The sequence below is a fragment of the Wenxinia saemankumensis genome, from assembly GCF_900141735.1.
GTDB classification, from domain to species: Bacteria; Pseudomonadota; Alphaproteobacteria; order Rhodobacterales; family Rhodobacteraceae; genus Wenxinia; species Wenxinia saemankumensis.
Window position 1 is genome coordinate 441,706 of the sequence record NZ_FQYO01000003.1, and the last position, 19,829, is coordinate 461,534.

Sequence of the window (19,829 nt, forward strand, 5' to 3'; positions counted from 1 at the left end):
TCTCAGGCTCCTTGAAGGGCGGGGGCGAAGCGGATCTCGCCGGTGGCGGCCGGCCCCGCGAGGGTGCGGCGCAGGATGTGGTGCGCGTCGGTGGCGCGATAGGTCAGGCCGGGCGCCGCGGCGAACCCGAAGCGCCCATAATATCCCGGATCGCCGACGAGGACGAGGCCCGGAGCGCCGGCCCGCGTCGCCCGCTGCAGGGCCGCCTCGAGCAGGCGCGATCCGATGCCTTGCCGCTGGAGGGCCGGCGCGACGGCGAGCGGCCCGATCGCCAGCCAGCCGGGCGCGGTGCCGACCCGCGCGGGCGAGGCGGCGAGGTGGCCGACGACGACCCCGTCCTGCACCGCGACGAGCGAGAAGGTCATGTCCCCGTCCGCGCGCAGCCCGTCGACGATCCGCCCCTCGTTGCCGCTGGCATAGGGCGCCCCGGCGAAGGCCGACTCGACCAGGGCGCGGATCGCGGCCGCGTCGGCCGGACGCTCGTCCGTGATCGCCACGCTCACGGCGCGACCTCCGCCATCAGGCGCCTGGCCGCCTCCTGCTCGGCCGCGCGCTTGGACCCGGCCGTGGCGCTGGCCGTGCGGCCGCCGGCGGTCCGGACCTCGATCGTGAAGACGGGCTTGTGCGGCGGGCCCTCGCGCGCGGTCTCGACATAGGCGGGGGGCGGCTCGCCCCGGGCCTGTGCCCATTCCTGCAGCGCGGTCTTGGCGTCGCGCGCATCCTCGGCGACCGACCCGACGCGCCCGCCCCAGAGCCGCAGGACCAGCGCTCGTGCCTCGTCGAAGCCGGCATCGAGATAGACCGCTCCGATCACCGCCTCCATCGCGTCGGCCAGCAGCGCCTCCTTGCGGCGGCCGCCCGACATCCGCTCGGACCGGCCGAGCCGCAGCGCCGCGCCGAGGTCGATCTCGCGCGCGACGTCGGCGCAGGTCTCGCGCCGGACGAGGGCGTTGTAGCGCGGTGCGATCTGCCCCTCGGCCGCCTCGGCATCGGCGCCCAGCAGCGCCTCGGCCATGGTCAGGCCCAGCACCCGGTCGCCGAGGAATTCCAGCCGCTCGTTGTCGCGCCGCGTCGGCGAGGCGGCCGAGCCATGGGTCAGCGCCTGGCTCAGCAGGGAGGAATCGCCGAACTCGTGCCCGAGTCGGGCCATGAAGGCGCGGGCATCGGCCGAGAGGGTCATTCCACGCCCTCCAGCATCCGGCCCCAGCGCCAGGTCCAGACCTGCCACCAGGCCCGCCCCGCATAGGACATCAGCACCCCGGTCACGCGCCCCTCGATGGCGGCGCGATCGACGAGGCCGAGCCCGCCCGCCGCGGCGGCGACGCGGCTGTCCGAGGAATTGTCGCGGTTGTCGCCCAGCACGAAATATCGCCCCTCCGGCACGTCGATCGGGTCCATATTGTCCGTCGGACGGGGCGCGATGTCGAGAACGACCTGCGCCGCGCCGCCGGGCAGCGTCTCGGTCCAGGCCCGCTTCGCGCATTGGCCGCCGAAACCGACGGCGCCGCCCGCGCAGCGCGGGACGAGCCCGCGCGGCCCCTGCCTCTCCAGCCGCTCGGTGAAGAAGCCGGCAGGGGCGTAGGCGGCCGGCACGCCGCCGATCTCGATCCGGCCGTCCATCAGCGCGACGCGGTCGCCCGGCAGGCCGATCACGCGGCGGACGCCCAGCGTGCCGTCCGCGCGGCGGATCGCGACCACCTCGCCGTGCAGGGGGGCGTCCGTCCGCCGCATCAGCGCCACGTCCCCGACCAGCAGGGCCGGCTTCATGTCGCCGGTCACCACAGACAGCGGGACCCAGATCGTACGGGCCAGCACGACGAGGACCATCGCCCCCACCAGGACCGGCCCCAGCGCGCCGAGGGAGGATCCGGTGCGCGGCCGCGTCACCGGGCGGCGCGTCGCGGCGTAGAGCACGAGCAGCGCCCCCATCAGCGGCACGGCGAGCAGCCAGACGAACCAGCCCGAGCGGCCGATGTCATGCGCCCGGCGGACCGAATGGCCGACGAGAGGAAAGAGCCAGAGCGCCAGCGCCGGGACCACCAGCCACCGCCAGCCGCCGGACAGCAGGTCCGGCCGGGCCAGCACGGGCAGCAGCAGGGCGGCGAAGATCGCCCAGGCGAGGACGAAGGGCGCCCTGTGCGACCGGCCCGCCCAGTCGAAACCGTCGGCGAGGAAATGCAGCGCCCGCGCCAGGAAGGTGGCGGCGGCGTCCCTCACTCGATCCGGTGGAAGAACCGGTCGGAGCGCCAGGTCCAGAAGGCGAGCATCGACGCGCCGGCGGAGGAGAAGATCACCCGGTCGGCCCGGCCCACCACATCCTCGAGCGGGACGTAGCCCGCGCCCGAGCGGGGCCCGGCGGGAAAGCGGCTGTCGGCGGAATGGTCGCGGTTGTCGCCCATCATGAACAGATGCCCCTCGGGCACGGTGTAGATGCCGGTATCGTCGGCGCCGTTCACCTCCGGCCCGGTGTCGAGCACGGCGTGGCTGGCGCCGTTCGGCAGCGTCTCGATGTAGCGGTCCGACACGCAATCCCCGCCGGGCGCGGGGCGGCTGATGCAGTTCGGCATCTGCCGCTGCGGCCCCTGCGGGAGGTAGGCCTCGACGAACTGGCCCGCCTCCTCGAGCTGGACCGGCTCGCCGTTGATGTTCAGCACGCCGTCGACCATCTGGATCCGGTCGCCGGGCAGGCCGACCACGCGCTTGATCAGGTCGATCCCGTCGACCTGGCGGCGGAACACGACGACGTCGCCCCTCTCGGGCATCGAGCCGAAGATGCGGCTGCCGCCGGGCTCGGCCTCGGGACCGTCGGGATCCGATTGCAGGAAGCCGCAGAAATCGTCGGCGCCGATGTCGATCCCCAGCGCCGCGACGCGGATCGAGGGGCAGGAGGCGTAGGAATAGCCGTAGGCCATCTTGTTGACGAAGAGGAAGTCGCCGATCAGCAGCGTGTCCTTCATCGAGCCCGACGGGATCCAGAAGGGCTGGAAGAACAGCGTCCGGAAGAGCCCCGCGATCAGCAGCGCGTAGACGATGGTCTTCACCGTCTCGACGACGCTCGCCAGAACGCCGGATTTCTCCTCGGACATCGTCACTCCTTCCGGGCCGCCTCGTACGGGCGTGCCTGTGGTCGCGCGGTTTCATGGGTTGAGGGCGGGTCCGTGTCAAGCGACGTGCCCGCGAGCGCCGCCGCACGGGCACGCCGCGACAGGACGATCGCGCCGCAGCCGACCCCCACCGCGAGCGCCGCCCCGGCGACGAAGGGCGCCCCGATGCCGAGCGTCTCCGCCAGGAGGGCGCCGGTGAATGGCGCGACCCCCACGGCGAGGGCGGCCACCGCCTCCATCAGCGCGGCGGTCCGGCCCATCATCGCCGGCGGCGTCGCCTGCTGGAGCACCCCCGGCAGGGCGACCAGCGCCACGGAGGAGGAGGCGCCCAGCAGGAAGGCGAGGGCGAGGACGAGGGGGCGCGGCACCGCGACCCCCGCACCGGCGGCGAGGCCGAGCGCGCCGATCAGCACCGCGTTCCCGATCAGGGTGGCCCCGGCGAGGCGCAGCGCGGCCGCGCCGCCGGGGGCGCGGATCATCGCCCCGCTCGCCAGCACGCCGCCGAGCCCGACCGAGGCCAGGAACCAGCCGAGATCCGTCGCCTCGAGCGTCAGCTCGCGCACCAGGGGCGGCCAGAACGTGTCGTAGACGAACATCCCGAAGAAGCCGCAGCCGATCAGGAGGAGGCAGCCCCGGACGAGGGGCGTGCGCCCCGCAAAGGCGAGGCCGGCCCGCAGATCGGCGAGGATGGTCGACGGATGGCCCCCCTCCGCCGGGAGGCGGGGCAGGGGCGGCAGCCGCAGGAGAAGCAGCGCCGCGAGGATCGAGATCGCGGCGTTCAGCGCGAAGACCTGCTGCGGCGCCAGCAGGACGAGCAGCGCCCCGCCGAGCGCGGGCCCGGCGATCTTCGACGCCTGGTTCACCGCGCGGGACAGCGCGTTCGCCGCCACGATCTCGTCCTCCGGCACCAGCCGGCGCAGGGCGGTCTGCTTGGCCGGGGTGAAGAAGGCGTCGGCGGTGAACTTCAGCACCAGCGCCGCGATCAGCCATTCCCAGCCCGGCGCGACGATCAGCAGCGCCGTTCCCGCCGCCCGGCCCAGATTCGCGCCCACCAGCGTGCGGCGCAGCGGCCAGCGGTCGATCAGCGCCCCGGCGAGCAGCCCGATCGTGGCGCCGGGCAGGCCCATCGCCACGCCGAGCCAGGCATAGGCGATCGGCGGCGCCTCCCACACGAAGGCGAGGAGGGCGCCCACGGCGACGAAGTCGAGCCAGTCCGCGAAGTCCGCCGGGATCTGCGCCGCGACGAGGCGGCGGAACTCGGGCCCGCCGGGCAGGGTGCGTCTTGCCATGTGAACCTCCCTCGCGGCGCGACCGAATGCCGCGCGGTGGCTTCGGTCAAGCGGGACGCGAGGTCACGGGACCGTGAGACTCCAGCGGTCGCGCCTCGATCACGACGAAGGCCTGCGCCCAGGGATGGTCGTCGGTGAGCGTGACATGGATGATCGCCTCATGACCCGGCGGGGTCATCGCGGCCAGCCGGTCGGCGGCCCAGCCGGTGACATGCATGACGGGCTGTCCCGTCCGCAGGTTGCTCACGGCCATGTCCTTCCAGGCGATGCCCATGCGCAGACCGGTGCCCAGCGCCTTGGAACACGCCTCCTTCGCAGCCCAGCGCTTGGCATAGGTGCCGGGCGTGTCGGCGCGCCGCTCGGCCTTGGCCTGCTCGATCTCGGTGAAGACGCGGTTGCGGAAGCGGTCGCCGAACCTCTCCAGCGTGCGCTCGATCCGCTCGATGTTGCACAGGTCCGTGCCGATGCCGAGGATCATGGCCGGTCAGTCGGGCGCGGTGGCCCGGACCACGCCGGTCTGCTGGTTCACAATCACCGACAGGGTGAAGGGCGCGAAATCGCTCCCGTCCCAGCGGCGGGCCGGCACGTCGAGGGTGAGACCGGTCGCCGGATCGTAGGCGCCCTCCGTGCCCGGCAGGTCGAGGTTCGACCAGCCGAGCTCGTCCTTCGTCGTCACCAGCGCGCAGGCGGTGAACGGATCCTCGGGATCGGGATAGAGCACCATGAGGTGCGCCCCGCAGCAGGCCGGCTCGTCCAGCAGCAGCGAGATCAGGGTGATGTCGCCGTTGGCGAACATCCGCGTCGCCTCGTCATAGGGCAGGGCGAGGTTGCGGGCATTGGCGATATGGCTGTCGCAATCGCGGATCACCTGCGCCGCGGCGGGAGAGGCGAGCCATGCGAGCGCGACGGCGGCGGCGATCCTCATGGGGCGATCTCCATGTCGTAGACGGTGATGCCGCCGGGGCCGCAGGCCTCCACCAGGCGCGCGCCGAGCGCGCGGTGACGGGGATCGGCGGCGTAGCGGTCCAGCGCGGCGCGGTCCGCGAAGTCGCAGCTGAAGAGATGGGTGATTCCCGGCGAGAGGCCCTCGGCGTCGATGTTCGGTCCGCCCGCGAAGGCGACGAACCCCTCGATCTCGCCCGTCAGCGCGCCGAGATCGGCGAGGATCCGGGGCAGGGCGCGGGCGGCCTCCTCGTCCGTGGGCCGCAGGCAGACGAGGTGCCGGATCATGCGCCCGCCCCCCGCGCCGCGTCCATCCGGCGGCGCATCTCGGCGATGGCCTCGGGCAGGCCGGTGAAGATCGCCTCTCCGATCAGGAAATGTCCGATGTTCAGTTCGGCCACCTCGGGGAAGGCGGCGACGGGACCGACGCTGTCATAGGTGAGGCCGTGCCCGGCATGCACCTCGAGTCCCAGCGAATGGGCGAAGGCGGCCATCTCGCGCAGGCGCGCCAGCTCGGCCTCCGCCGCCTCCGTGCGCCCCTCGGCGAAGGCGTCGCAATAGCCGCCGGTATGCAGCTCGACCACGGCGGCGCCGATCCGGGCCGCGGCCTCGACCTGCGGGCGGTCGGCGGCGATGAAGAGCGAGACCCGGCTGCCGGTCTCGCGCAGCGGCGCGATGAACTGGGCGAGGCGGTTCTCGTCCTGCGCGACGTTGAGCCCGCCCTCGGTCGTGCGTTCCTCGCGCTTTTCGGGGACGAGGCAGACCGCGTGCGGACGGTGGCGCAGCGCGATGGCCTGCATCTCGTCCGTGGCCGCCATCTCGAGGTTCAGGGGCAGGGAGAGCGCGTCCATCAGGCGGGCGATGTCGTCGTCAGAGATGTGGCGCCGGTCCTCGCGCAGGTGGGCGGTGATGCCGTCGGCGCCCGCCTCCTCGGCCAGCTTCGCCGCGCGCACCGGGTCGGGCACGGCGCCGCCCCGCGCGTTCCGCACGGTCGCCACGTGGTCGATGTTCACGCCCAGTCTCAGCCTGTCCATGCGGTCTCGCGCCTCTCCTCGGGTGGGTGGCGCGGACCCTAGCGCCGGTCCGGCCCGGTGTCAGGCCCCGTCTTTGCCTCTGCCCCGGTGGCGGTGTCGCGGCCCGCCGCCCCGCCCTCGCGGGGGGTCAGCCGGCCCAGCTTGGCCCGCAGCAGCTTGCGCCGGCGGTTCTGGTAGGCGGCGATGAGCGGGACGGTGACGTAATAGGCGACGGTCGAGGCGACGATGCCGGGCAGGATGCCGCCCACGAGATAGGGCAGGAAGACGTCGTGGTAGAACTGCGCGAGCCGGCCCCAATGGGCCTGCTCGGGCCCGAAGGCGGCGCCGAGATTGTGCCACAGGTCGCGCCCCGCCCCGGCGAAATCGGCGCCGAGGCCGCGCCCGGGATCGCTGCCCGGCGGCCGGCCGAGGATCGCGTGCCCGGTGCCCAGCGCGATGACGCCGATCGGAACGTAGGTCAGCGGGTTCCCGGCGAAGGTGCCCAGGAGCGCGGCGAGGATGTTGCCGCGCAGCACCTTGGCCAGCAGCGCCGCGACGATGAAGTGGAAGCCGTAGAACGGCGTCCAGGCGGCGAAGACGCCGGCCCAGATGCCGCGGCCGATCTTCTCGGGCGTGTCGGGCAGGCGGCGGATCCGGTGCTTGACGTAGTCGAAGGCGCGCCGCCAGCCGCCGCGCGGATAGACCACCTCGAGCACGGCCCGCCCGGGGGAGCGCCTGTCCCTGCGCTTGAAGACCACGGATCGCCCCCCGTTCCGCCCGTCAGAAGCCCGCCATGGTGAGCCCGGCCAGCGCCGGATCCCTCAGCCGGTCGAGGGAGGAGACGTTGCTGTCCGCCTCCAGCGCGGTGGTGACGCGGTGCAGGTGTTCCACGTCCGCGAGCTCGGTATCGATCATCAGGCGATAGTAGTCCGGCTTGCGGTCGATGAAATGGAGATCGGCGATGTTCGCGCCCTGCTCGCCGATCAGGGTGCAGATCCGCCCCAGCACGCCGGCGCTGTTGGTGATGGTCAGGTCGAGCGTCACGGTGTTCACCGCGCGGTGCCGGCCGTCCTGCCAGCGCAGGTCGACCCAGCGCTCGGTCTGGTCCTCGTATTCGGCGAGGGCGGCGCAGTCGATCGCGTGGACGACGACGCCCTGCCCGCGGAAGGCGATGCCGATGATCCGCTCGCCCGGGACCGGCTGGCAGCAGCGGGCGCGGCGGAAGCTCTGCCCGTCCTCGAGGCCGACGACGGCGCGGGCCGCGTCGACCGTCTCTCCCTGGCGGCCGGCGAGCTCGGGATAGAGGGCGCGCACCACGTCGCGGCTGGTCAGCTCGGCCGCGCCCAGCCGGGCGAGCAGCTCGGTCGCGTCCTCGAGCCCCAGCGTCCGCGCGGCGAGGCCGAGCGCCTTGTCCGTCGCGCGCTTGCCCACGTTCTCGAATCCGACCCGGGCGAGCTCGCGGCCCAGCTTGACGAAGCGCTCGCGGTCCTCCTCGCGCAGGGCGCGGCGGATCGCGGTCTTGGCCCGGCCGGTGACGGCGATGTCGACCCAGGTGGCCTGCGGCGTCTGGCCCTCGGCGGTGATGATCTCGACCGACTGTCCGTTCTTGAGCCGGGTCCAGAGCGGCACGCGCAGCCCGTCCACCTTGGCGCCCACGCAGGCCATGCCGATCCGAGTGTGGATGGCGAAGGCGAAGTCGAGGGGCGTCGCGCCCCTGGGCAGCTTGATCACGTCGCCCTTGGGCGTGAAGCAGAACACCTGGTCGGTGTACATCTCGAGCTTGACCGCCTCGAGGAACTCGCCGTGATCCTGGTCCTCGTCGAAGCGCTCGGTCATCGAGGCGATCCAGCGCACCGGGTCCACGGCGAAGCGGTTCTCGACCCGCTCGCCGTCGCGGTAGGACCAGTGGGCGGCGACCCCGGTCTCGGCCACCTCGTGCATCTCCTGCGTGCGGATCTGCACCTCCACCCGCTTGCCGTCGCGCCCCGAGACGGTCGTGTGGATCGAGCGGTAGCCGTTCGACTTGGGCTGGCTGATATAGTCCTTGAACCGGTCGGGAACGGCCTTCCAGCGGCGGTGGATGACGCCGAGGATGCGGTAGCAATCCTCCTCGCTCGCGCAGATCACGCGGAAGCCGTAGATGTCCGACAAGCGCGAGAAGCCCTGGCCCTTCTCCTGCATCTTGCGCCAGACGGAATAGGGCTTCTTCGTGCGGCCCTTGATCTCGGCCGCGATCCCGGCGCGGGCGAGCTCGGTCTCCATGTCGTGGGTGATGCGCTCGATCACGTCGCCGCTCTCGCGCCGCAGCACGACGAAGCGGCGCATGATCGAGCCGCGCGCCTCGCGGTTCAGGACCTTGAAGGACAGGTCCTCCAGCTCCTCGCGCATCCACTGCATGCCCATCCGCCCGGCGAGGGGGGCGTAGATGTCCATCGTCTCGCGCGCTTTCTGGCGCTGCTTCTCGGGCGCCATGGACGAGATCGTGCGCATGTTGTGCAGCCGGTCGGCCAGCTTGACCAGCGTGACCCGCAGGTCGCGGCTGGTCGCCATGAAGAGCTTGCGGAAGTTCTCGGCCTGCTTGGTCTCGGTCGAGGTGAGCTGCAGGTTCGTCAGCTTGGTCACGCCATCGACGAGGCCCGCGATCTCGGCGCCGAAACGCCGTTCGACCTCGGCGAAGGTGGCCTTGGTGTCCTCGATCGTGTCGTGCAGCAGGGCGGTGACGATGGTGCCGTCGTCCATCTGCTGCCGGGCGAGGATCATCGCCACCGCGGCGGGATGGGTGAAGTAGGGCTCGCCCGAGCGGCGGAACTGGCCGTCATGCATCCCGGCGCCGAAGGTCCAGGCGTCGCGCAGCAGCGTCTCGTTCGTGCGGGGATTGTAGGTCTTGACCTGCGCGATCAGCGCGTCCGGCGTGCCGGTCGGGGGCGGTGGGGCGGCGGCCGCTCCGCCAGTATCGGTCCCGGGGCGGGCCTCGGAAGCCGTCTCGGGGCCAGTATCGGAGCCAGTATCGGAGCCAGCCTCGGAGCCTGCCCTCATGTCAGTCTCCGGACCCGTGCCGGGGCCGGTCCGGTCGCCTTTCCCCCCGGTCCGGGCGCGGCCGCGCGGCGCGGTGCCCTTGCCGCGGCGGGCCGGGGTCCCGGACGAGGACCGCCCGCCATCCGGCGGGATGGCGGGCGGAAGATCGTCCCTGGCGGGCGGGCGCGGCATTCGGTGCTCAGCCTCCCCCGGGCGTGGTTCAGCGCTGGTTCTGCGCTTCCATGATCTGGCGCAGCAGCGTCTCCTCGGACATGTCGTCCTTGGCGGGCTTGTCCGCTTCCGCGCCCATCATGAGGGCCATCTGGTCCTCTTCGGGCTCGTCGACCTCGATCTGGGTCTGGTGCGCCTCGATCATGCGCTCGCGCAGGTCGTCGGCCTGCTGCGTCTCGTCGGCGATCTCGCGCAGGGCGACGACCGGGTTCTTGTCGTTGTCGCGGGCGACGGTGATCGGACCGCCGGACGCGATCTCGCGGGCGCGGTGCGCGGCGAGCAGGACGAGTTCGAAGCGGTTCGGGACCTTGTCGACGCAATCTTCGACGGTGACGCGGGCCATGCGGAAGCCTCCGGCCTGGGAATTCTGTGCGGAACGAAGCCCCCCACATAAGAGCCCAGTTGCGCCTTGACAAGCGGGTTCCGGGTCGCGGGGGGCTGGCCGGCGCGGGGCCGGGCCACCGGCCGTCAGGGCGCCGGGTCCAGCCGCGCCATCCCCGCCGCCGCGTCCGGGGGAAGGGCCGCGATCATCCCGTCGACATCCAGACCGGTCAGCGGATGCCGCCAGTCGGGGGCGACCTCGGCCATCGGTATGAGGACGAAGGCGCGGTCCTGCAGGCGCGGATGCGGCAGCAGCAGGCGGTCGGGCCAGTCCGTCGCCTGCCGCTCTACGGGAAGGTCGATCCAGTGCCGCAGGGTCGCGGCGTCCGGGTGGACGGCGTCGTCCAGCGCGATCAGGTCGAGGTCCAGCGGGCGCGGCCCCCAGCGGGCCTTGCGGACCCGGCCCTCCTCCGCCTCGATCCGGTGCAGCGCGTCCAGCAGCGCCCGCGCGCCGAGGCGGGTCGGCAGCGCCACGACCGCGTTCAGGAAGTCGGGCCCGATCCCGGCCGGGTAGGCCGGCGTGCGCCACAGCGCGCTCTGCCGGACCGGCCCGCCCGCGCGCGCCGAGAGGCGGCCGAGCGCGTCCCGCAGGATGGCGGTGCCGGGGCGGTCGGGCGTGCCCATGTTGCTGCCGAGCGCGATCACGGCGCGTCTTTCGACCTTGTGATCCGGGTCCTTCCGCGACGTCGGGTGACTCCCTTGTCGGCCATCTTGCGTCATGAGACGATCCCGATATTAGGCGGGGCTTGGCGTAACTCCGTCACACCTTATCATGCCCATGGTCCGGCAGGTCCCGCCGGGAAGGATATTTGAATGTTCTACCGCGATGAGCGCTTGGCGCTCTTCATCGACGGCTCCAACCTGTACGCCGCGGCCAAATCGCTCGGATTCGACATCGACTACAAGCTTCTTCGGCAGGAATTCATGCGCCGGGGCAAGCTGCTGCGCGCCTTCTACTACACCGCCCTGCTGGAGAACGACGAGTATTCGCCGATTCGCCCGCTGGTCGACTGGTTGCACTACAACGGTTTCACCATGGTGACGAAACCGGCCAAGGAGTTCACCGACAGCCAGGGCCGGCGCAAGATCAAGGGCAACATGGACATCGAGCTGACGGTCGACGCGCTCGAGACCGCGCCCCATGTCGATCACATCGTCATCTTCTCGGGCGACGGCGACTACCGGCCGCTGGTCGAGGCGCTGCAGCGCAAGGGCGTGCGGGTCTCGGTCGTGTCGACGATCCGCAGCCAGCCGCCGCTGATCGCGGACGAGCTGCGCCGGCAGGCCGACAACTTCATCGAGCTCGAGGAGCTGCGCGACGTGATCGGCCGGCCCCCGCGCGAGCCGCGCGTCGAGCGCGGCGAGGGCGCGGTCACCGAGCCCGCTTCGCGCGAGAGCTGAGGCCTGCCCCGCACGGGATCGCGCGCCGGCACCCCGCACGGAATTGCGGCGCGACGTGGGTCGTCGCGCCGCGGCAGGTGATGCAAAAAGAATTTCGTGCCGGGGGCAGGGTGCCCCGGGCCTTCCTCTTCAACGCCAGATGTTTAACCTGCCGCCCGAACGGGGGCCTATCCCCCATGTCGGGGGGGGGCAGGGTGCCGGTCCAGCAGCCAGAGCCGATCGGCGCCGCGGCGATCGACACCGCCCCGGACGCCGAAACCGCATGGGAGGCGACGCTGGGCGCGTTCGCCGCCGCCGGATTTCCCAAGGTGATCTACATCACCGCGGATCGGGGGCGGCGCGACGTGGCGACGCTGACCAACATCCCCGAGCTCTACGACGGCGTGGACCCCGCGCAGGACCCGTTCCTCGAATGGTGCTGTCACAGCTACGAAATCACCCGCACCGGCCCCGCCTACCTGCAAGACTACGACTACCTCCCCGCCGCGGCGCGCGACTTCATCCGCCGCGCGGCGCGGACCGGCTTCACGAGCGGCTTCGCCGTCCCGGTGCGGCTGGCCGAGTCGACGCGCTACGGCGGCTTCAACGTCGGTTGCGATCTCGGCCGCGCGGCGTTCGAGGCGGCCTGGCCCGCGCCCCCCGAATCGGTCCGGCTGATTGCCCTCGTCGCGCATCGCCGGCTGGAGGAGCTGGGCGCCGGGCAGAGGCCGGACCCTTCTCGGCCCCCCTCCACCCCCTCCGCGCTCGCCGCGCTCAGCCCGCGCGAGCGCGAGCTGGCGATCCTTCTGGCGAGGGGCCTCAGCCGCAAGGATTGCGCGCGCGATTGCGGCCTCTCGGTCCATACGGTGAACGACTACGTCAAGAGCCTCTACCGCAAGCTCGGCGTGTCGAACCGGATCGAGCTGGTCAACCTGCTCCGCCAGCCGTGACCGCTGCGCGGCCGCGCAGGGCGGCCCCGGGCTGGACGGCGCGGCCCGGCTCGCCTACCTCGGGGGCATGACCCTGCCTCCCCTCACGATCCATCTCGCCGCCCCCCGGGGCTTCTGCGCCGGTGTCGACCGGGCCATCAAGATCGTCGAGCTGGCCCTGCAGAAATGGGGCGCGCCGGTCTATGTCCGGCACGAGATCGTCCACAACAGGTACGTCGTCGACGATCTGCGCGCCAAGGGCGCCGTCTTCGTCGAGGAGCTGGAGGAATGCCCGGGCGACCGTCCGGTCGTGTTCTCGGCCCACGGCGTGCCGAAGGCGGTCCCGGCCGAGGCGGCGCGGCGCGAGATGATCGCCGTCGACGCGACCTGCCCGCTGGTGAGCAAGGTCCATATCGAGGCGGCCCGCCATGCCGAGGAGGGGCGCCAGCTGGTGATGATCGGCCATGCCGGCCATCCCGAGACGATCGGCACGATGGGCCAGCTGCCCCCGGGCGAAGTGCTGCTGGTCGAGACGCCCGCCGACGTGGCGACGCTGGACGTGCGCGATCCCGGGCGGCTCGCCTTCGTGACGCAGACGACCCTGTCGGTGGACGACACGGCCGACGTGGTCGAGGCGCTCCGCGCGCGGTTCCCCGCCATCGAGGGGCCGCACAAGGAGGACATCTGCTACGCCACGACCAACCGGCAGGGCGCGGTCAAGGCGATGGCCCCCGACTGCGACGCGCTGCTCGTCGTCGGCGCGCCGAACTCGTCCAATTCCAAGCGGCTGGTCGAGGTCGCGCGCAAGGCCGGCTGCCCCTATGCCCAGCTCGTCCAGCGGGCCGGGGACATCGACTGGCGCGCGCTCGAAGGGGTGCGGTCGATCGGCCTGACGGCCGGCGCCTCGGCCCCCGAAGTGCTGATCGACGAGGTGATCGACGCCTTCCGCGCCCGCTACGAGGTCGAGACGCGGCTGGTGGAAACCGCCGTCGAGCGGGTGGAGTTCAAGGTTCCCCGGATCCTGCGCGAGCCGGCGTGAAGCCGTTCACCCCGCCTCCGGCGGCGCGCTGAACCTGTAGACCACGTCCGAGAAGCGGTCGCGCGCGAAGCCGTAGAGAAAGCGCAGCCCGTCCCCGCCGGCCAGGGTCGCATGTTCGGCCCCGGCGGGAACGAAGAGCGCGATCCCGGGGCCGATCGCATGCGGGATACCGTCGATCGTGACAATCCCCGACCCCGACAGCCCGAAATAGAATTCCGCCGGGTCGTGCCGATGCGCCGCGAGCGTGCCGGCCGGACCGAATTCCGCGACGCCGAGGACGAAATCCGCCGTCGGAGTCCGGTCGGCCGAGAAGAGCGTGCGCCAGCGGACGGAACCGAAGGCGGGATCCTCGCCCCCTTCGAGCGGCAGGTGATCGGCATTGGCGATGCAGGCCATCGCCGCCGGCAGCGCCTGCATCAGCGAGGCGGCGTCCGGCACCGGCGCCGGAGCGATCCCGGCGTTCGCGGGCGGGGCCGTGCCGATCTGCCCGGTCCCGATCTGCCCGGTCCCGATCTGCACCGTGTCGATCCGTGCCGCGTCGCTCATCAGGGTAGGCCCTCTGCCGTCCGTCATCCGCTCGCCCCCACGTAACCCGGACGGGCCCGCGGCGCCGCACCGCCCGCGACGCGGCGAGGTCGGATTCGCGCCGGTTGACCGGGTCCGCGCCGCCGCGCAGGGTGAGCCGGCACCCCCCCGGAGCCGCCCATGTCCCCGCACTTCCTGCTCACCGCCCTCGTCGTCGTGCTCGTCCCCGGGACGGGGGTCGTCTACACGCTCGCCGTCGCGCTGGGGCAGGGACGACGCGCCGCGCTCTGGGCCGCGTTCGGCTGCACCCTCGGGATCATGCCGGCGCTTGCAGCCGCGATCCTCGGTCTGTCGGCGATCCTGCACGCTTCCGCGCTCGCCTTCGGGGTCGTGAAATGGGCGGGGATCGCCTATCTGCTGTGGCTCGGCTGGGGGGCCCTGCGCGGTTCGGGCGCGCTCGCGATCCGGCCGGACGCGGCGCGCCGCTCCGGCCCCGGGATCGCGGCGCGGGGGGCGCTGATCAACGTGCTGAACCCCAAGCTGACAGTGTTCTTCCTCGCCCTGCTGCCGCCCTTCCTCTCGGGCGATCCCGCCCGCGCCTCGGCCGAGATGGCGGGGCTCGGCGGCATCTTCATGGCGATGACCTTCGCGGTCTTCGCGCTCTACGGCCTCTTCGCCGCACGTCTGCGCGCCCGCGTCCTCTCCAGCCCCCGCGCGATGGCCTGGCTCGGCCGGTCGGTCGCGGGGGTGATGGCGGCGCTGGCCGGGCGCCTGGCGACGGAACGGGCATGACCCGCATTCCCCTCGCCCCGCTGCTGCTCGGTCTCGCCGGGCTGATCCCCTTCGCCTGGGGGGCGCTGACCACGCTCGCCCCCCAGATCGGCCTCTGGTCGCTGGAGATCCTGGGCGGGCGGTTCACCGGCCCCTATGTCGGCCTCTCCTACGGACAGGTGATCCTCGCCTTCATGTCCGGCGTGCTCTGGGGTTTCGCCACGAAGGCGGAGGGCGCGCGCGCCGCCGCGGGCTACGCGCTGTCGGTGATCCCGGCGCTCTGGGCCTTCTTCATGGTGGGGGGCGGGCCGGTCTCGGCGGCGGTGAACCTGATCGCGGGCTTCGCCGGTCTGCTGGCGCTCGACGCCGCCTTCTCCGGCTGGGGCCTCGCGCCGCCCTGGTGGATGACGCTGCGGGTGATCCTGACGGCCGGCGTCGCGCTCTGCCTCGCGCCGGTGGCGCTGATGGGGGGCTGAGGGGCACTGGACGCCCGCGCCCCGATGCCGCATCAGGGCGTCCCGAGACCCGATCCGAGAGACGCCCATGCCCGACCTCTTCGCCTATACGGACGGCGCCTGTTCCGGGAATCCCGGCCCCGGCGGCTGGGGCGCGCTGCTGCTGGCGAAGGACGGCGAGACCGTCCTGCGCGAGCGCGAGCTGAAGGGCGGCGAGGCGGCGACGACCAACAACCGGATGGAACTGATGGCCGCCATCTCGGCGCTCGAGGCGCTGGAACGTTCCTCGACGCTGACCGTCGTCACCGACAGCGCCTACGTGAAGGGCGGCATCACCGAATGGATTCCCGGCTGGAAGCGCCGCGGCTGGAAGACCGCCGCCGGCAAGCCGGTCAAGAACGTCGAGCTCTGGCAGCGGCTGGAAGAGGCCGCCGCCCGCCACCGCGTGACCTGGAAATGGATCAAGGGCCATGCCGGCCACGCCGAGAACGAGCGGGCCGACGAGCTGGCCCGCGCCGGGATGGCGCCGTTCAAGACCCGCCGCTAGGCTCGCCTCCCGGAGGGCGCCGCCCGGGACGGCTCCATCCATCCTTCCTGCCGGGATGGTGCGGCTCAGCTCGTCCGGGGCCGAACTGACGATCGGGATGCCGTATTCGGCCTCCGGTCGGGATCACCGATGGACACCCCCAACGCGGCCGGGCCGGCGACACTCCGATCCGCGGCGTGCCTGGCAGGATCGTCCGGCGCACCGGTGCCTCCGCGGGCCGCGCTTCAGTCGAATGCCGCCGCCTCCCCCGGAAAGTCGTCGCCCTGCGGACGCACCAGGCAGAACCGGTGCCCGGTCGGCGCCTCCATCACGATCCAGCGCTTCACCCGCGCCACCTCCGTCGCGCCGAGCGCCGTGAGCCGGGCACATTCCGCCTCCTGGTCGTCGGTCTCGATGTCGAGATGCACCCGCGGCGCGTGATCGACTGCCTGCAGCAGCACCCGGGGGCCGGCCAGCCCTTCGAAGGCGACGTATTTCCCGTCCGGATCCGTCTCGCCCTCCACGCCGAGCAGTCCGGACCAGAAGGCGCGCGCCTCGCCCAGATCCTCCGTGCGGCAATCGATGCAGACGACTCCGATTCGGCTGCGATGCGTCATGGTCCCCTCCCTGATGGTCCGGCCCACCGAACCGCGCGGCAGGGCGGGCGGCAACCCCTGCCGCACTCATTCCCCCAACCAGGCCTCCAGCGCCGCGATCGCGTCCTGCGACACCGAGGCCGGCTTCGGCCCATCGACCGTCTCCCGCTCCAGCGCGGCCGCGGTATCGAAGCCGTCCGCCCGGGTCAGTCCGGCCAGCTCGTCCCATGTGACGGGCACCGCGACCGGCGCCCCCTTGCGCGCGCGCACCGACCACGGGGCGATGGCGGTCGATCCCCGGTCGTTGCGCAGCCAGTCGACGAAGATCCGGCCCTTGCGCCTGGCCTTCGAAATGGTCGCGGTGAACCGCTTCGGCTCCTTCTCCGCCAGGCCGGCGGCGAAGGTCCGCGCGAAGAGCGTGACCGTGTCCCAGCCGGCCGTCCGGCGCAGCGGCGTGACCACGTGCACCCCCTTGCCCCCCGTCACCAGCGGGGCGGAGGGCAGGCCGAACCGCTCCAGCAGATCCCGCAGATCTGCCGCCGCCGACCGGACGTCCCCGAAATCCAGCCCCTCGTCGGGGTCGAGGTCGAAGACCAGCCGGTCGGGCCGGTCCAGCCGGTCGCGGCGCGCGGGCCAGATGTGGAACTCGATCGTCCCCATCTGGACCGCCCCGACCAGCCCCGCCGCGTCGCGGACATGCATGTAGGTCCCGGTGCCGTCCTTCTCCTCGATCTCCACCTCGCGCAGCGCGTCCGGCCAGCCCTTGCCGGCATGCTTCTGGAAGAACCGCTCCCCCTCCAGACCCTCGGGCATCCGGACGAGGCTGAGCGGGCGGTCCTCGACCTCCGGCAGCATCCGCTCCGCGACCGCCTCGTAGTAGCGGGCGAGATCGACCTTTCGCAGGCCCGCCTCGGGGAACACCACCCGCGAGGGGGAGGAGATGCCGATCCCCGCCACGTCCACCCTGTCGCCGCCCATCGCCGCCTCCCTCAGATCGCCGGGGGCGAGGTCGTTCCCTGCCCGCACCTCCTCCGCCGTCTTGTCCTCGCGCAGGCCGAGAAAGGCGGCGTGCCGCAGCCGCCCGTCGCCGGTGATCTCGGCATACCGGATCTCGGCGACCAGCTTGGGCGTGACCCAGGTCATCCCCCGCGCGTCGGCCGCATCGACCTCCGCCGGGGGGGTCTTGCGGGCGAGGGGCCCCATCGCGTCCGCCAGCGCCTCCATCTGCTCCGCGTCGAACCCCGTCCCGACCTTGCCCCGATAGACGAGCGTGCCGGCCTCGTGCGTGCCGAGCGCGAGCGAGGCGAAGGGGCGGCCGCGCTTGTCGCTCGCCTGCCAGCCGAGGATGACGAACTCGTCCCGCCGCTCGCATTTCAGCTTGAGCCAGTCGGTGCTGCGCCCGTGCCGGTAGGGCGCGTCGATCCGCTTCGAGATCAGCCCCTCGCCTCCCGCGCCGCAGACCGCCTCGAAGGCGGGCAGGGGGTCGCCCTCGATCACCGGCGACAGCTGGAGGGCGGACAGCGGCACCGCCTCCGCGAACAGCTCCTCCAGCGCCGCGCGCCGCTCCGAAAGGGGCTTCTTCTCGAGCGACCGGCCGTCCAGCGAGAGCAGGTCGAAGGCATGGAAGGTGAAGGGCCCGCCCGCCCCCAGCGCCTTCTGGAGCGCGCCGAACCCCTGCAGTCCCGCCCCCGCGACGATCTCTCCGTCGATCAGGGCGCTCTCGCAGGGCAGTTCCTCGAAGGCGGGGATCAGCGGGGCGAAGCGGTCCGACCAGTCCTTGCCGCTGCGCGTCCGGATCCGCGCGCCCCCTTTCCCGATGGAGACCAGCGCCCGGTAGCCGTCGAACTTCAGCTCGTGCCACCGCCGCTCGTCCTCCGCCGGGTCCTCCCGCGACAGGGTGGCGAGCTGCGGTGCCGCGAAACCCGGCGCGGCCGCCCGGCGGGACCGGGGCGGCACCGGCTCCGCCCCCTTCGCGATGGCCGCCATCGAGCGGCCCGAGGCGACGCTGGTCTCCCACCGGGTCACCGGGTCCGCGCCCCCCGCCGCCTCGTCCTCTTCCTTGATGAGCAGCCAGTTCTCCGCCTTCTCCCTCCCGTGCATCCGCACGAGGTTCCAGCGCCCGGTCAGCCGCGCCCCGTGAAGGGCGAGGTGCAGATGCCCCTTCGCCAGGCCCCGATCGACCGGGTCCAGCGGCTGCCAGTGCCCGAGATCCCAGAGCATCACGGTGCCTTTCCCGTAGCCCTCCGGAATCACGTCCTCGAAATCCAGGTAGTCGAGGGGGTGGTCCTCCGTCCGTACCGCCAGGCGCTTGTCGGACGGGTCGAGCGAGGGCCCCCTCGTGATCGCCCAGGACAGCAGGACCCCGTCCCATTCGAGCCGCAGGTCGAAATGCAGGCGCGAGGCATCGTGCTTCTGGACCGAGTAGCGCAGCGCCGCCCCGGCCGCCCCGCCCCCGCCCTGCGGCTCGGGCGTGACGTCGAAGTCGCGCTTGGCGATGTAGCGGTCGAGCGGCCTCATGGCCGGCCAGGGGCGGGGCGCCCCGCTCCCCCCTTCGCAGGGTTTCCAAATACCGTCCGCACGCCCCACTGGTCCCGGCGCCGGGCCTTCGGGCTCGCGGTCCCAAGGGGTCCGACAAGGGGAATGCGGCCGCAAGGCCGCGCCGCCGGGCCCCTCATGCCGATTTCCGGGATCGGGATACGCCGGAGGATTTCGGTTTCGACCCGGACGGGGCCTTCCTGGCCGGCGCCTTCTTCCCGCTTTCCTTGAGCGAGGCCTTCAGCGCCCCCATGAGGTCGACCACGTTCTCGCCCGAGGGGCGGTCCTCGTCGCCTCCCGCCCTGGCCCGGGGGGTCTTGCGGCTCTTGCGCTTCGCCTCGATCAGCTCGCGCAGGGCGGTGTCGTAATGGTCGGTGAAGGCCGAGGCGTCGAAGGGCCCGCTCTTGCGCTCGATCAGCTGGCCCGCGACATCGAGAAGCTCCTCGTCCGCGGCCTCGTCCTCGATCCCCGAGAAGAGCGGGTCGGCATTCCGGATCTCGTCGGCGTAATGCAGCGTCTCCAGCAGCAGCCCGTCGCCGCAGGGCTTGAGCGCGCACAGGTACTCCTTGCCGCGCATCGTCAGCTGCCCCAGCCCGACCTTGTCCGCCCCCCGCAGCGCGTCGCGCACCACGCGGTAGGCGTCCTCGGCGAGCTCGTCCGTGGGCACCACGTAATAGGGGCGGTCGAAATAGAGCGGGGGGATATCGCCCGAGCCGACGAACTGCACCAGTTCAAGCGTCTTCTTCGTCTCCAGCCGGATGGCGTCGATCTCGTCCGGCTCGAGCAGCAGGTATTCGTCGTCGCCGACCTCGTAGCCCTTGAGGATGTCGTCCGCCTTGACCGGGCCGATCCCCGGCACCGTCTTCTCGTAGCGGACGCGCTTGCCGCTGGGGCCGTGGATCTGCCGGAACGACACGCGGGCGCCGGACTTGGTGGCGGAATGGATCTCGACCGGGATCGAGACGAGGCTGAGGCGGATCTGACCCTTCCAGACGGCACGCGAGGCCATGGCGGACTCCCCTTTCGATCGGGTCTGCGGATAACGGGGGAACGCGCGGCGCGGGGGCGACGGTTCCCGCCGCTCTGGCAGCGCGGCCG

General features: G+C 72.4%; 23 protein-coding genes. 6 read left to right on the forward strand and 17 right to left on the reverse strand.

What is annotated here, in order from left to right:
- Positions 1-2 precede the first annotated feature (2 nt).
- The 13 genes from BUE30_RS09745 to folK form a co-directional block, all read right to left on the reverse strand.
- The gene (locus BUE30_RS09745; protein WP_083601311.1) at positions 3-503 is read right to left on the reverse strand and encodes a GNAT family N-acetyltransferase; all 501 of its coding nucleotides are present in this window, start codon (positions 501-503) and stop codon (positions 3-5) included.
- Complete coding sequence (gene rnc / locus BUE30_RS09750) at positions 500-1,180, reverse strand: ribonuclease III (protein ID WP_073329385.1); 681 nt, start codon at positions 1,178-1,180, stop codon at positions 500-502. Before rnc ends, BUE30_RS09745 begins: the two co-directional genes overlap by 4 nt.
- A complete protein-coding gene (lepB, locus tag BUE30_RS09755) occupies positions 1,177-2,217 on the reverse strand; it encodes a signal peptidase I (protein ID WP_073329388.1) in 1,041 nt (346 codons plus the stop codon). The genes rnc and lepB (BUE30_RS09755) overlap by 4 nt, the downstream gene beginning before the upstream one ends.
- Entirely contained in the window at positions 2,214-3,086 is an 873-nt protein-coding gene (gene lepB, locus BUE30_RS09760) for a signal peptidase I (protein WP_073329391.1), read from the reverse strand. The genes lepB (BUE30_RS09755) and lepB (BUE30_RS09760) overlap by 4 nt, the downstream gene beginning before the upstream one ends.
- Before the next feature lie 2 nt (positions 3,087-3,088).
- The gene (locus BUE30_RS09765) at positions 3,089-4,393 is read right to left on the reverse strand and encodes an MFS transporter (RefSeq protein WP_073329394.1); all 1,305 of its coding nucleotides are present in this window, start codon (positions 4,391-4,393) and stop codon (positions 3,089-3,091) included.
- Positions 4,394-4,439: 46 nt separating this feature from the next.
- The gene (gene acpS / locus BUE30_RS09770) at positions 4,440-4,871 is read right to left on the reverse strand and encodes a holo-ACP synthase (RefSeq protein ID WP_073329396.1); all 432 of its coding nucleotides are present in this window, start codon (positions 4,869-4,871) and stop codon (positions 4,440-4,442) included.
- Positions 4,872-4,877: 6 nt separating this feature from the next.
- Complete coding sequence (locus BUE30_RS09775) at positions 4,878-5,318, reverse strand: hypothetical protein (protein ID WP_073329398.1); 441 nt, start codon at positions 5,316-5,318, stop codon at positions 4,878-4,880.
- Complete coding sequence (locus BUE30_RS09780) at positions 5,315-5,623, reverse strand: Dabb family protein (protein ID WP_073329401.1); 309 nt, start codon at positions 5,621-5,623, stop codon at positions 5,315-5,317. Before BUE30_RS09780 ends, BUE30_RS09775 begins: the two co-directional genes overlap by 4 nt.
- A complete protein-coding gene (locus BUE30_RS09785) occupies positions 5,620-6,369 on the reverse strand; it encodes a pyridoxine 5'-phosphate synthase (protein ID WP_073329404.1) in 750 nt (249 codons plus the stop codon). Before BUE30_RS09785 ends, BUE30_RS09780 begins: the two co-directional genes overlap by 4 nt.
- Positions 6,370-6,407: 38 nt before the next feature.
- Positions 6,408-7,106 carry a DUF2062 domain-containing protein gene (locus tag BUE30_RS09790; RefSeq protein WP_073329407.1) on the reverse strand — a complete coding sequence of 233 codons (699 nt, stop codon included), beginning with the start codon at positions 7,104-7,106 and terminating at the stop codon, positions 6,408-6,410.
- Between the two features lie 22 nt (positions 7,107-7,128).
- On the reverse strand, positions 7,129-9,384 hold the full coding sequence (locus tag BUE30_RS09795; RefSeq protein ID WP_083601314.1) for a RelA/SpoT family protein: 2,256 nt from the start codon (positions 9,382-9,384) through the stop codon (positions 7,129-7,131).
- A 199-nt stretch (positions 9,385-9,583) separates the two neighbouring features.
- Positions 9,584-9,937, reverse strand: coding sequence for a DNA-directed RNA polymerase subunit omega (rpoZ, locus tag BUE30_RS09800; RefSeq protein ID WP_073329410.1), 354 nt, complete (start codon positions 9,935-9,937; stop codon positions 9,584-9,586).
- Positions 9,938-10,062: 125 nt separating this feature from the next.
- Positions 10,063-10,620 carry a 2-amino-4-hydroxy-6-hydroxymethyldihydropteridine diphosphokinase gene (gene folK, locus BUE30_RS09805; RefSeq protein WP_244526325.1) on the reverse strand — a complete coding sequence of 186 codons (558 nt, stop codon included), beginning with the start codon at positions 10,618-10,620 and terminating at the stop codon, positions 10,063-10,065.
- Positions 10,621-10,788: 168 nt separating this feature from the next.
- Here folK and BUE30_RS09810 point away from each other — a divergent pair, with 168 nt between their 5' ends.
- From BUE30_RS09810 to ispH, 3 genes are all read left to right on the forward strand, one after another.
- Positions 10,789-11,376: a LabA-like NYN domain-containing protein gene (locus BUE30_RS09810; protein ID WP_073329416.1), complete on the forward strand. Its 588-nt coding sequence runs from the start codon at positions 10,789-10,791 to the stop codon at positions 11,374-11,376.
- A gap of 176 nt (positions 11,377-11,552) precedes the next feature.
- A complete protein-coding gene (locus BUE30_RS09815) occupies positions 11,553-12,305 on the forward strand; it encodes a helix-turn-helix transcriptional regulator (protein ID WP_073329419.1) in 753 nt (250 codons plus the stop codon).
- 67 nt (positions 12,306-12,372) lie between these two features.
- On the forward strand, positions 12,373-13,323 hold the full coding sequence (gene ispH / locus BUE30_RS09820) for a 4-hydroxy-3-methylbut-2-enyl diphosphate reductase (protein WP_073329422.1): 951 nt from the start codon (positions 12,373-12,375) through the stop codon (positions 13,321-13,323).
- A gap of 6 nt (positions 13,324-13,329) precedes the next feature.
- On the opposite strand, the gene BUE30_RS09825 is transcribed toward ispH, so the two are convergent.
- Complete coding sequence (locus BUE30_RS09825; RefSeq protein WP_083601318.1) at positions 13,330-13,869, reverse strand: cupin domain-containing protein; 540 nt, start codon at positions 13,867-13,869, stop codon at positions 13,330-13,332.
- Between the two features lie 159 nt (positions 13,870-14,028).
- Here BUE30_RS09825 and BUE30_RS09830 point away from each other — a divergent pair, with 159 nt between their 5' ends.
- The 3 genes from BUE30_RS09830 to rnhA all read left to right on the forward strand — a co-directional run bounded on the left by BUE30_RS09830 (position 14,029) and on the right by rnhA (position 15,621).
- A complete protein-coding gene (locus BUE30_RS09830) occupies positions 14,029-14,640 on the forward strand; it encodes a LysE family translocator (RefSeq protein ID WP_073329425.1) in 612 nt (203 codons plus the stop codon).
- A complete protein-coding gene (locus tag BUE30_RS09835; RefSeq protein ID WP_073329428.1) occupies positions 14,637-15,095 on the forward strand; it encodes a DUF3429 domain-containing protein in 459 nt (152 codons plus the stop codon). Before BUE30_RS09830 ends, BUE30_RS09835 begins: the two co-directional genes overlap by 4 nt.
- Positions 15,096-15,162: 67 nt before the next feature.
- The gene (rnhA, locus tag BUE30_RS09840; protein ID WP_073329431.1) at positions 15,163-15,621 is read left to right on the forward strand and encodes a ribonuclease HI; all 459 of its coding nucleotides are present in this window, start codon (positions 15,163-15,165) and stop codon (positions 15,619-15,621) included.
- Positions 15,622-15,845: 224 nt separating this feature from the next.
- On the opposite strand, the gene BUE30_RS09845 is transcribed toward rnhA, so the two are convergent.
- From BUE30_RS09845 to ku, 3 genes are all read right to left on the reverse strand, one after another.
- The gene (locus BUE30_RS09845; protein ID WP_073329433.1) at positions 15,846-16,217 is read right to left on the reverse strand and encodes a VOC family protein; all 372 of its coding nucleotides are present in this window, start codon (positions 16,215-16,217) and stop codon (positions 15,846-15,848) included.
- A 66-nt stretch (positions 16,218-16,283) separates the two neighbouring features.
- Positions 16,284-18,713, reverse strand: a complete 2,430-nt coding sequence (ligD, locus tag BUE30_RS09850; RefSeq protein WP_073329437.1) for a DNA ligase D — start codon at positions 18,711-18,713, stop codon at positions 16,284-16,286.
- Positions 18,714-18,867: 154 nt separating this feature from the next.
- A complete protein-coding gene (gene ku, locus BUE30_RS09855; RefSeq protein ID WP_073329440.1) occupies positions 18,868-19,740 on the reverse strand; it encodes a non-homologous end joining protein Ku in 873 nt (290 codons plus the stop codon).
- Positions 19,741-19,829 lie beyond the last annotated feature (89 nt).

Coding starts and splice junctions, on each gene's coding strand:
- rnc (WP_073329385.1), bottom strand. CDS start 1,180: ATGACCCTCTCGGCCGATGCCCGCGCCTTCATGGCCCGACTCGGGCAC.
- lepB (WP_073329391.1), bottom strand. CDS start 3,086: ATGTCCGAGGAGAAATCCGGCGTTCTGGCGAGCGTCGTCGAGACGGTG.
- BUE30_RS09765 (WP_073329394.1), bottom strand. CDS start 4,393: ATGGCAAGACGCACCCTGCCCGGCGGGCCCGAGTTCCGCCGCCTCGTC.
- acpS (WP_073329396.1), bottom strand. CDS start 4,871: ATGATCCTCGGCATCGGCACGGACCTGTGCAACATCGAGCGGATCGAG.
- BUE30_RS09775 (WP_073329398.1), bottom strand. CDS start 5,318: ATGAGGATCGCCGCCGCCGTCGCGCTCGCATGGCTCGCCTCTCCCGCC.
- BUE30_RS09780 (WP_073329401.1), bottom strand. CDS start 5,623: ATGATCCGGCACCTCGTCTGCCTGCGGCCCACGGACGAGGAGGCCGCC.
- BUE30_RS09785 (WP_073329404.1), bottom strand. CDS start 6,369: ATGGACAGGCTGAGACTGGGCGTGAACATCGACCACGTGGCGACCGTG.
- BUE30_RS09795 (WP_083601314.1), bottom strand. CDS start 9,384: ATGAGGGCAGGCTCCGAGGCTGGCTCCGATACTGGCTCCGATACTGGC.
- rpoZ (WP_073329410.1), bottom strand. CDS start 9,937: ATGGCCCGCGTCACCGTCGAAGATTGCGTCGACAAGGTCCCGAACCGC.
- BUE30_RS09810 (WP_073329416.1), top strand. CDS start 10,789: ATGTTCTACCGCGATGAGCGCTTGGCGCTCTTCATCGACGGCTCCAAC.
- BUE30_RS09815 (WP_073329419.1), top strand. CDS start 11,553: ATGTCGGGGGGGGGCAGGGTGCCGGTCCAGCAGCCAGAGCCGATCGGC.
- ispH (WP_073329422.1), top strand. CDS start 12,373: ATGACCCTGCCTCCCCTCACGATCCATCTCGCCGCCCCCCGGGGCTTC.
- BUE30_RS09825 (WP_083601318.1), bottom strand. CDS start 13,869: ATGAGCGACGCGGCACGGATCGACACGGTGCAGATCGGGACCGGGCAG.
- BUE30_RS09830 (WP_073329425.1), top strand. CDS start 14,029: ATGTCCCCGCACTTCCTGCTCACCGCCCTCGTCGTCGTGCTCGTCCCC.
- BUE30_RS09835 (WP_073329428.1), top strand. CDS start 14,637: ATGACCCGCATTCCCCTCGCCCCGCTGCTGCTCGGTCTCGCCGGGCTG.
- rnhA (WP_073329431.1), top strand. CDS start 15,163: ATGCCCGACCTCTTCGCCTATACGGACGGCGCCTGTTCCGGGAATCCC.
- BUE30_RS09845 (WP_073329433.1), bottom strand. CDS start 16,217: ATGACGCATCGCAGCCGAATCGGAGTCGTCTGCATCGATTGCCGCACG.
- ligD (WP_073329437.1), bottom strand. CDS start 18,713: ATGAGGCCGCTCGACCGCTACATCGCCAAGCGCGACTTCGACGTCACG.
- ku (WP_073329440.1), bottom strand. CDS start 19,740: ATGGCCTCGCGTGCCGTCTGGAAGGGTCAGATCCGCCTCAGCCTCGTC.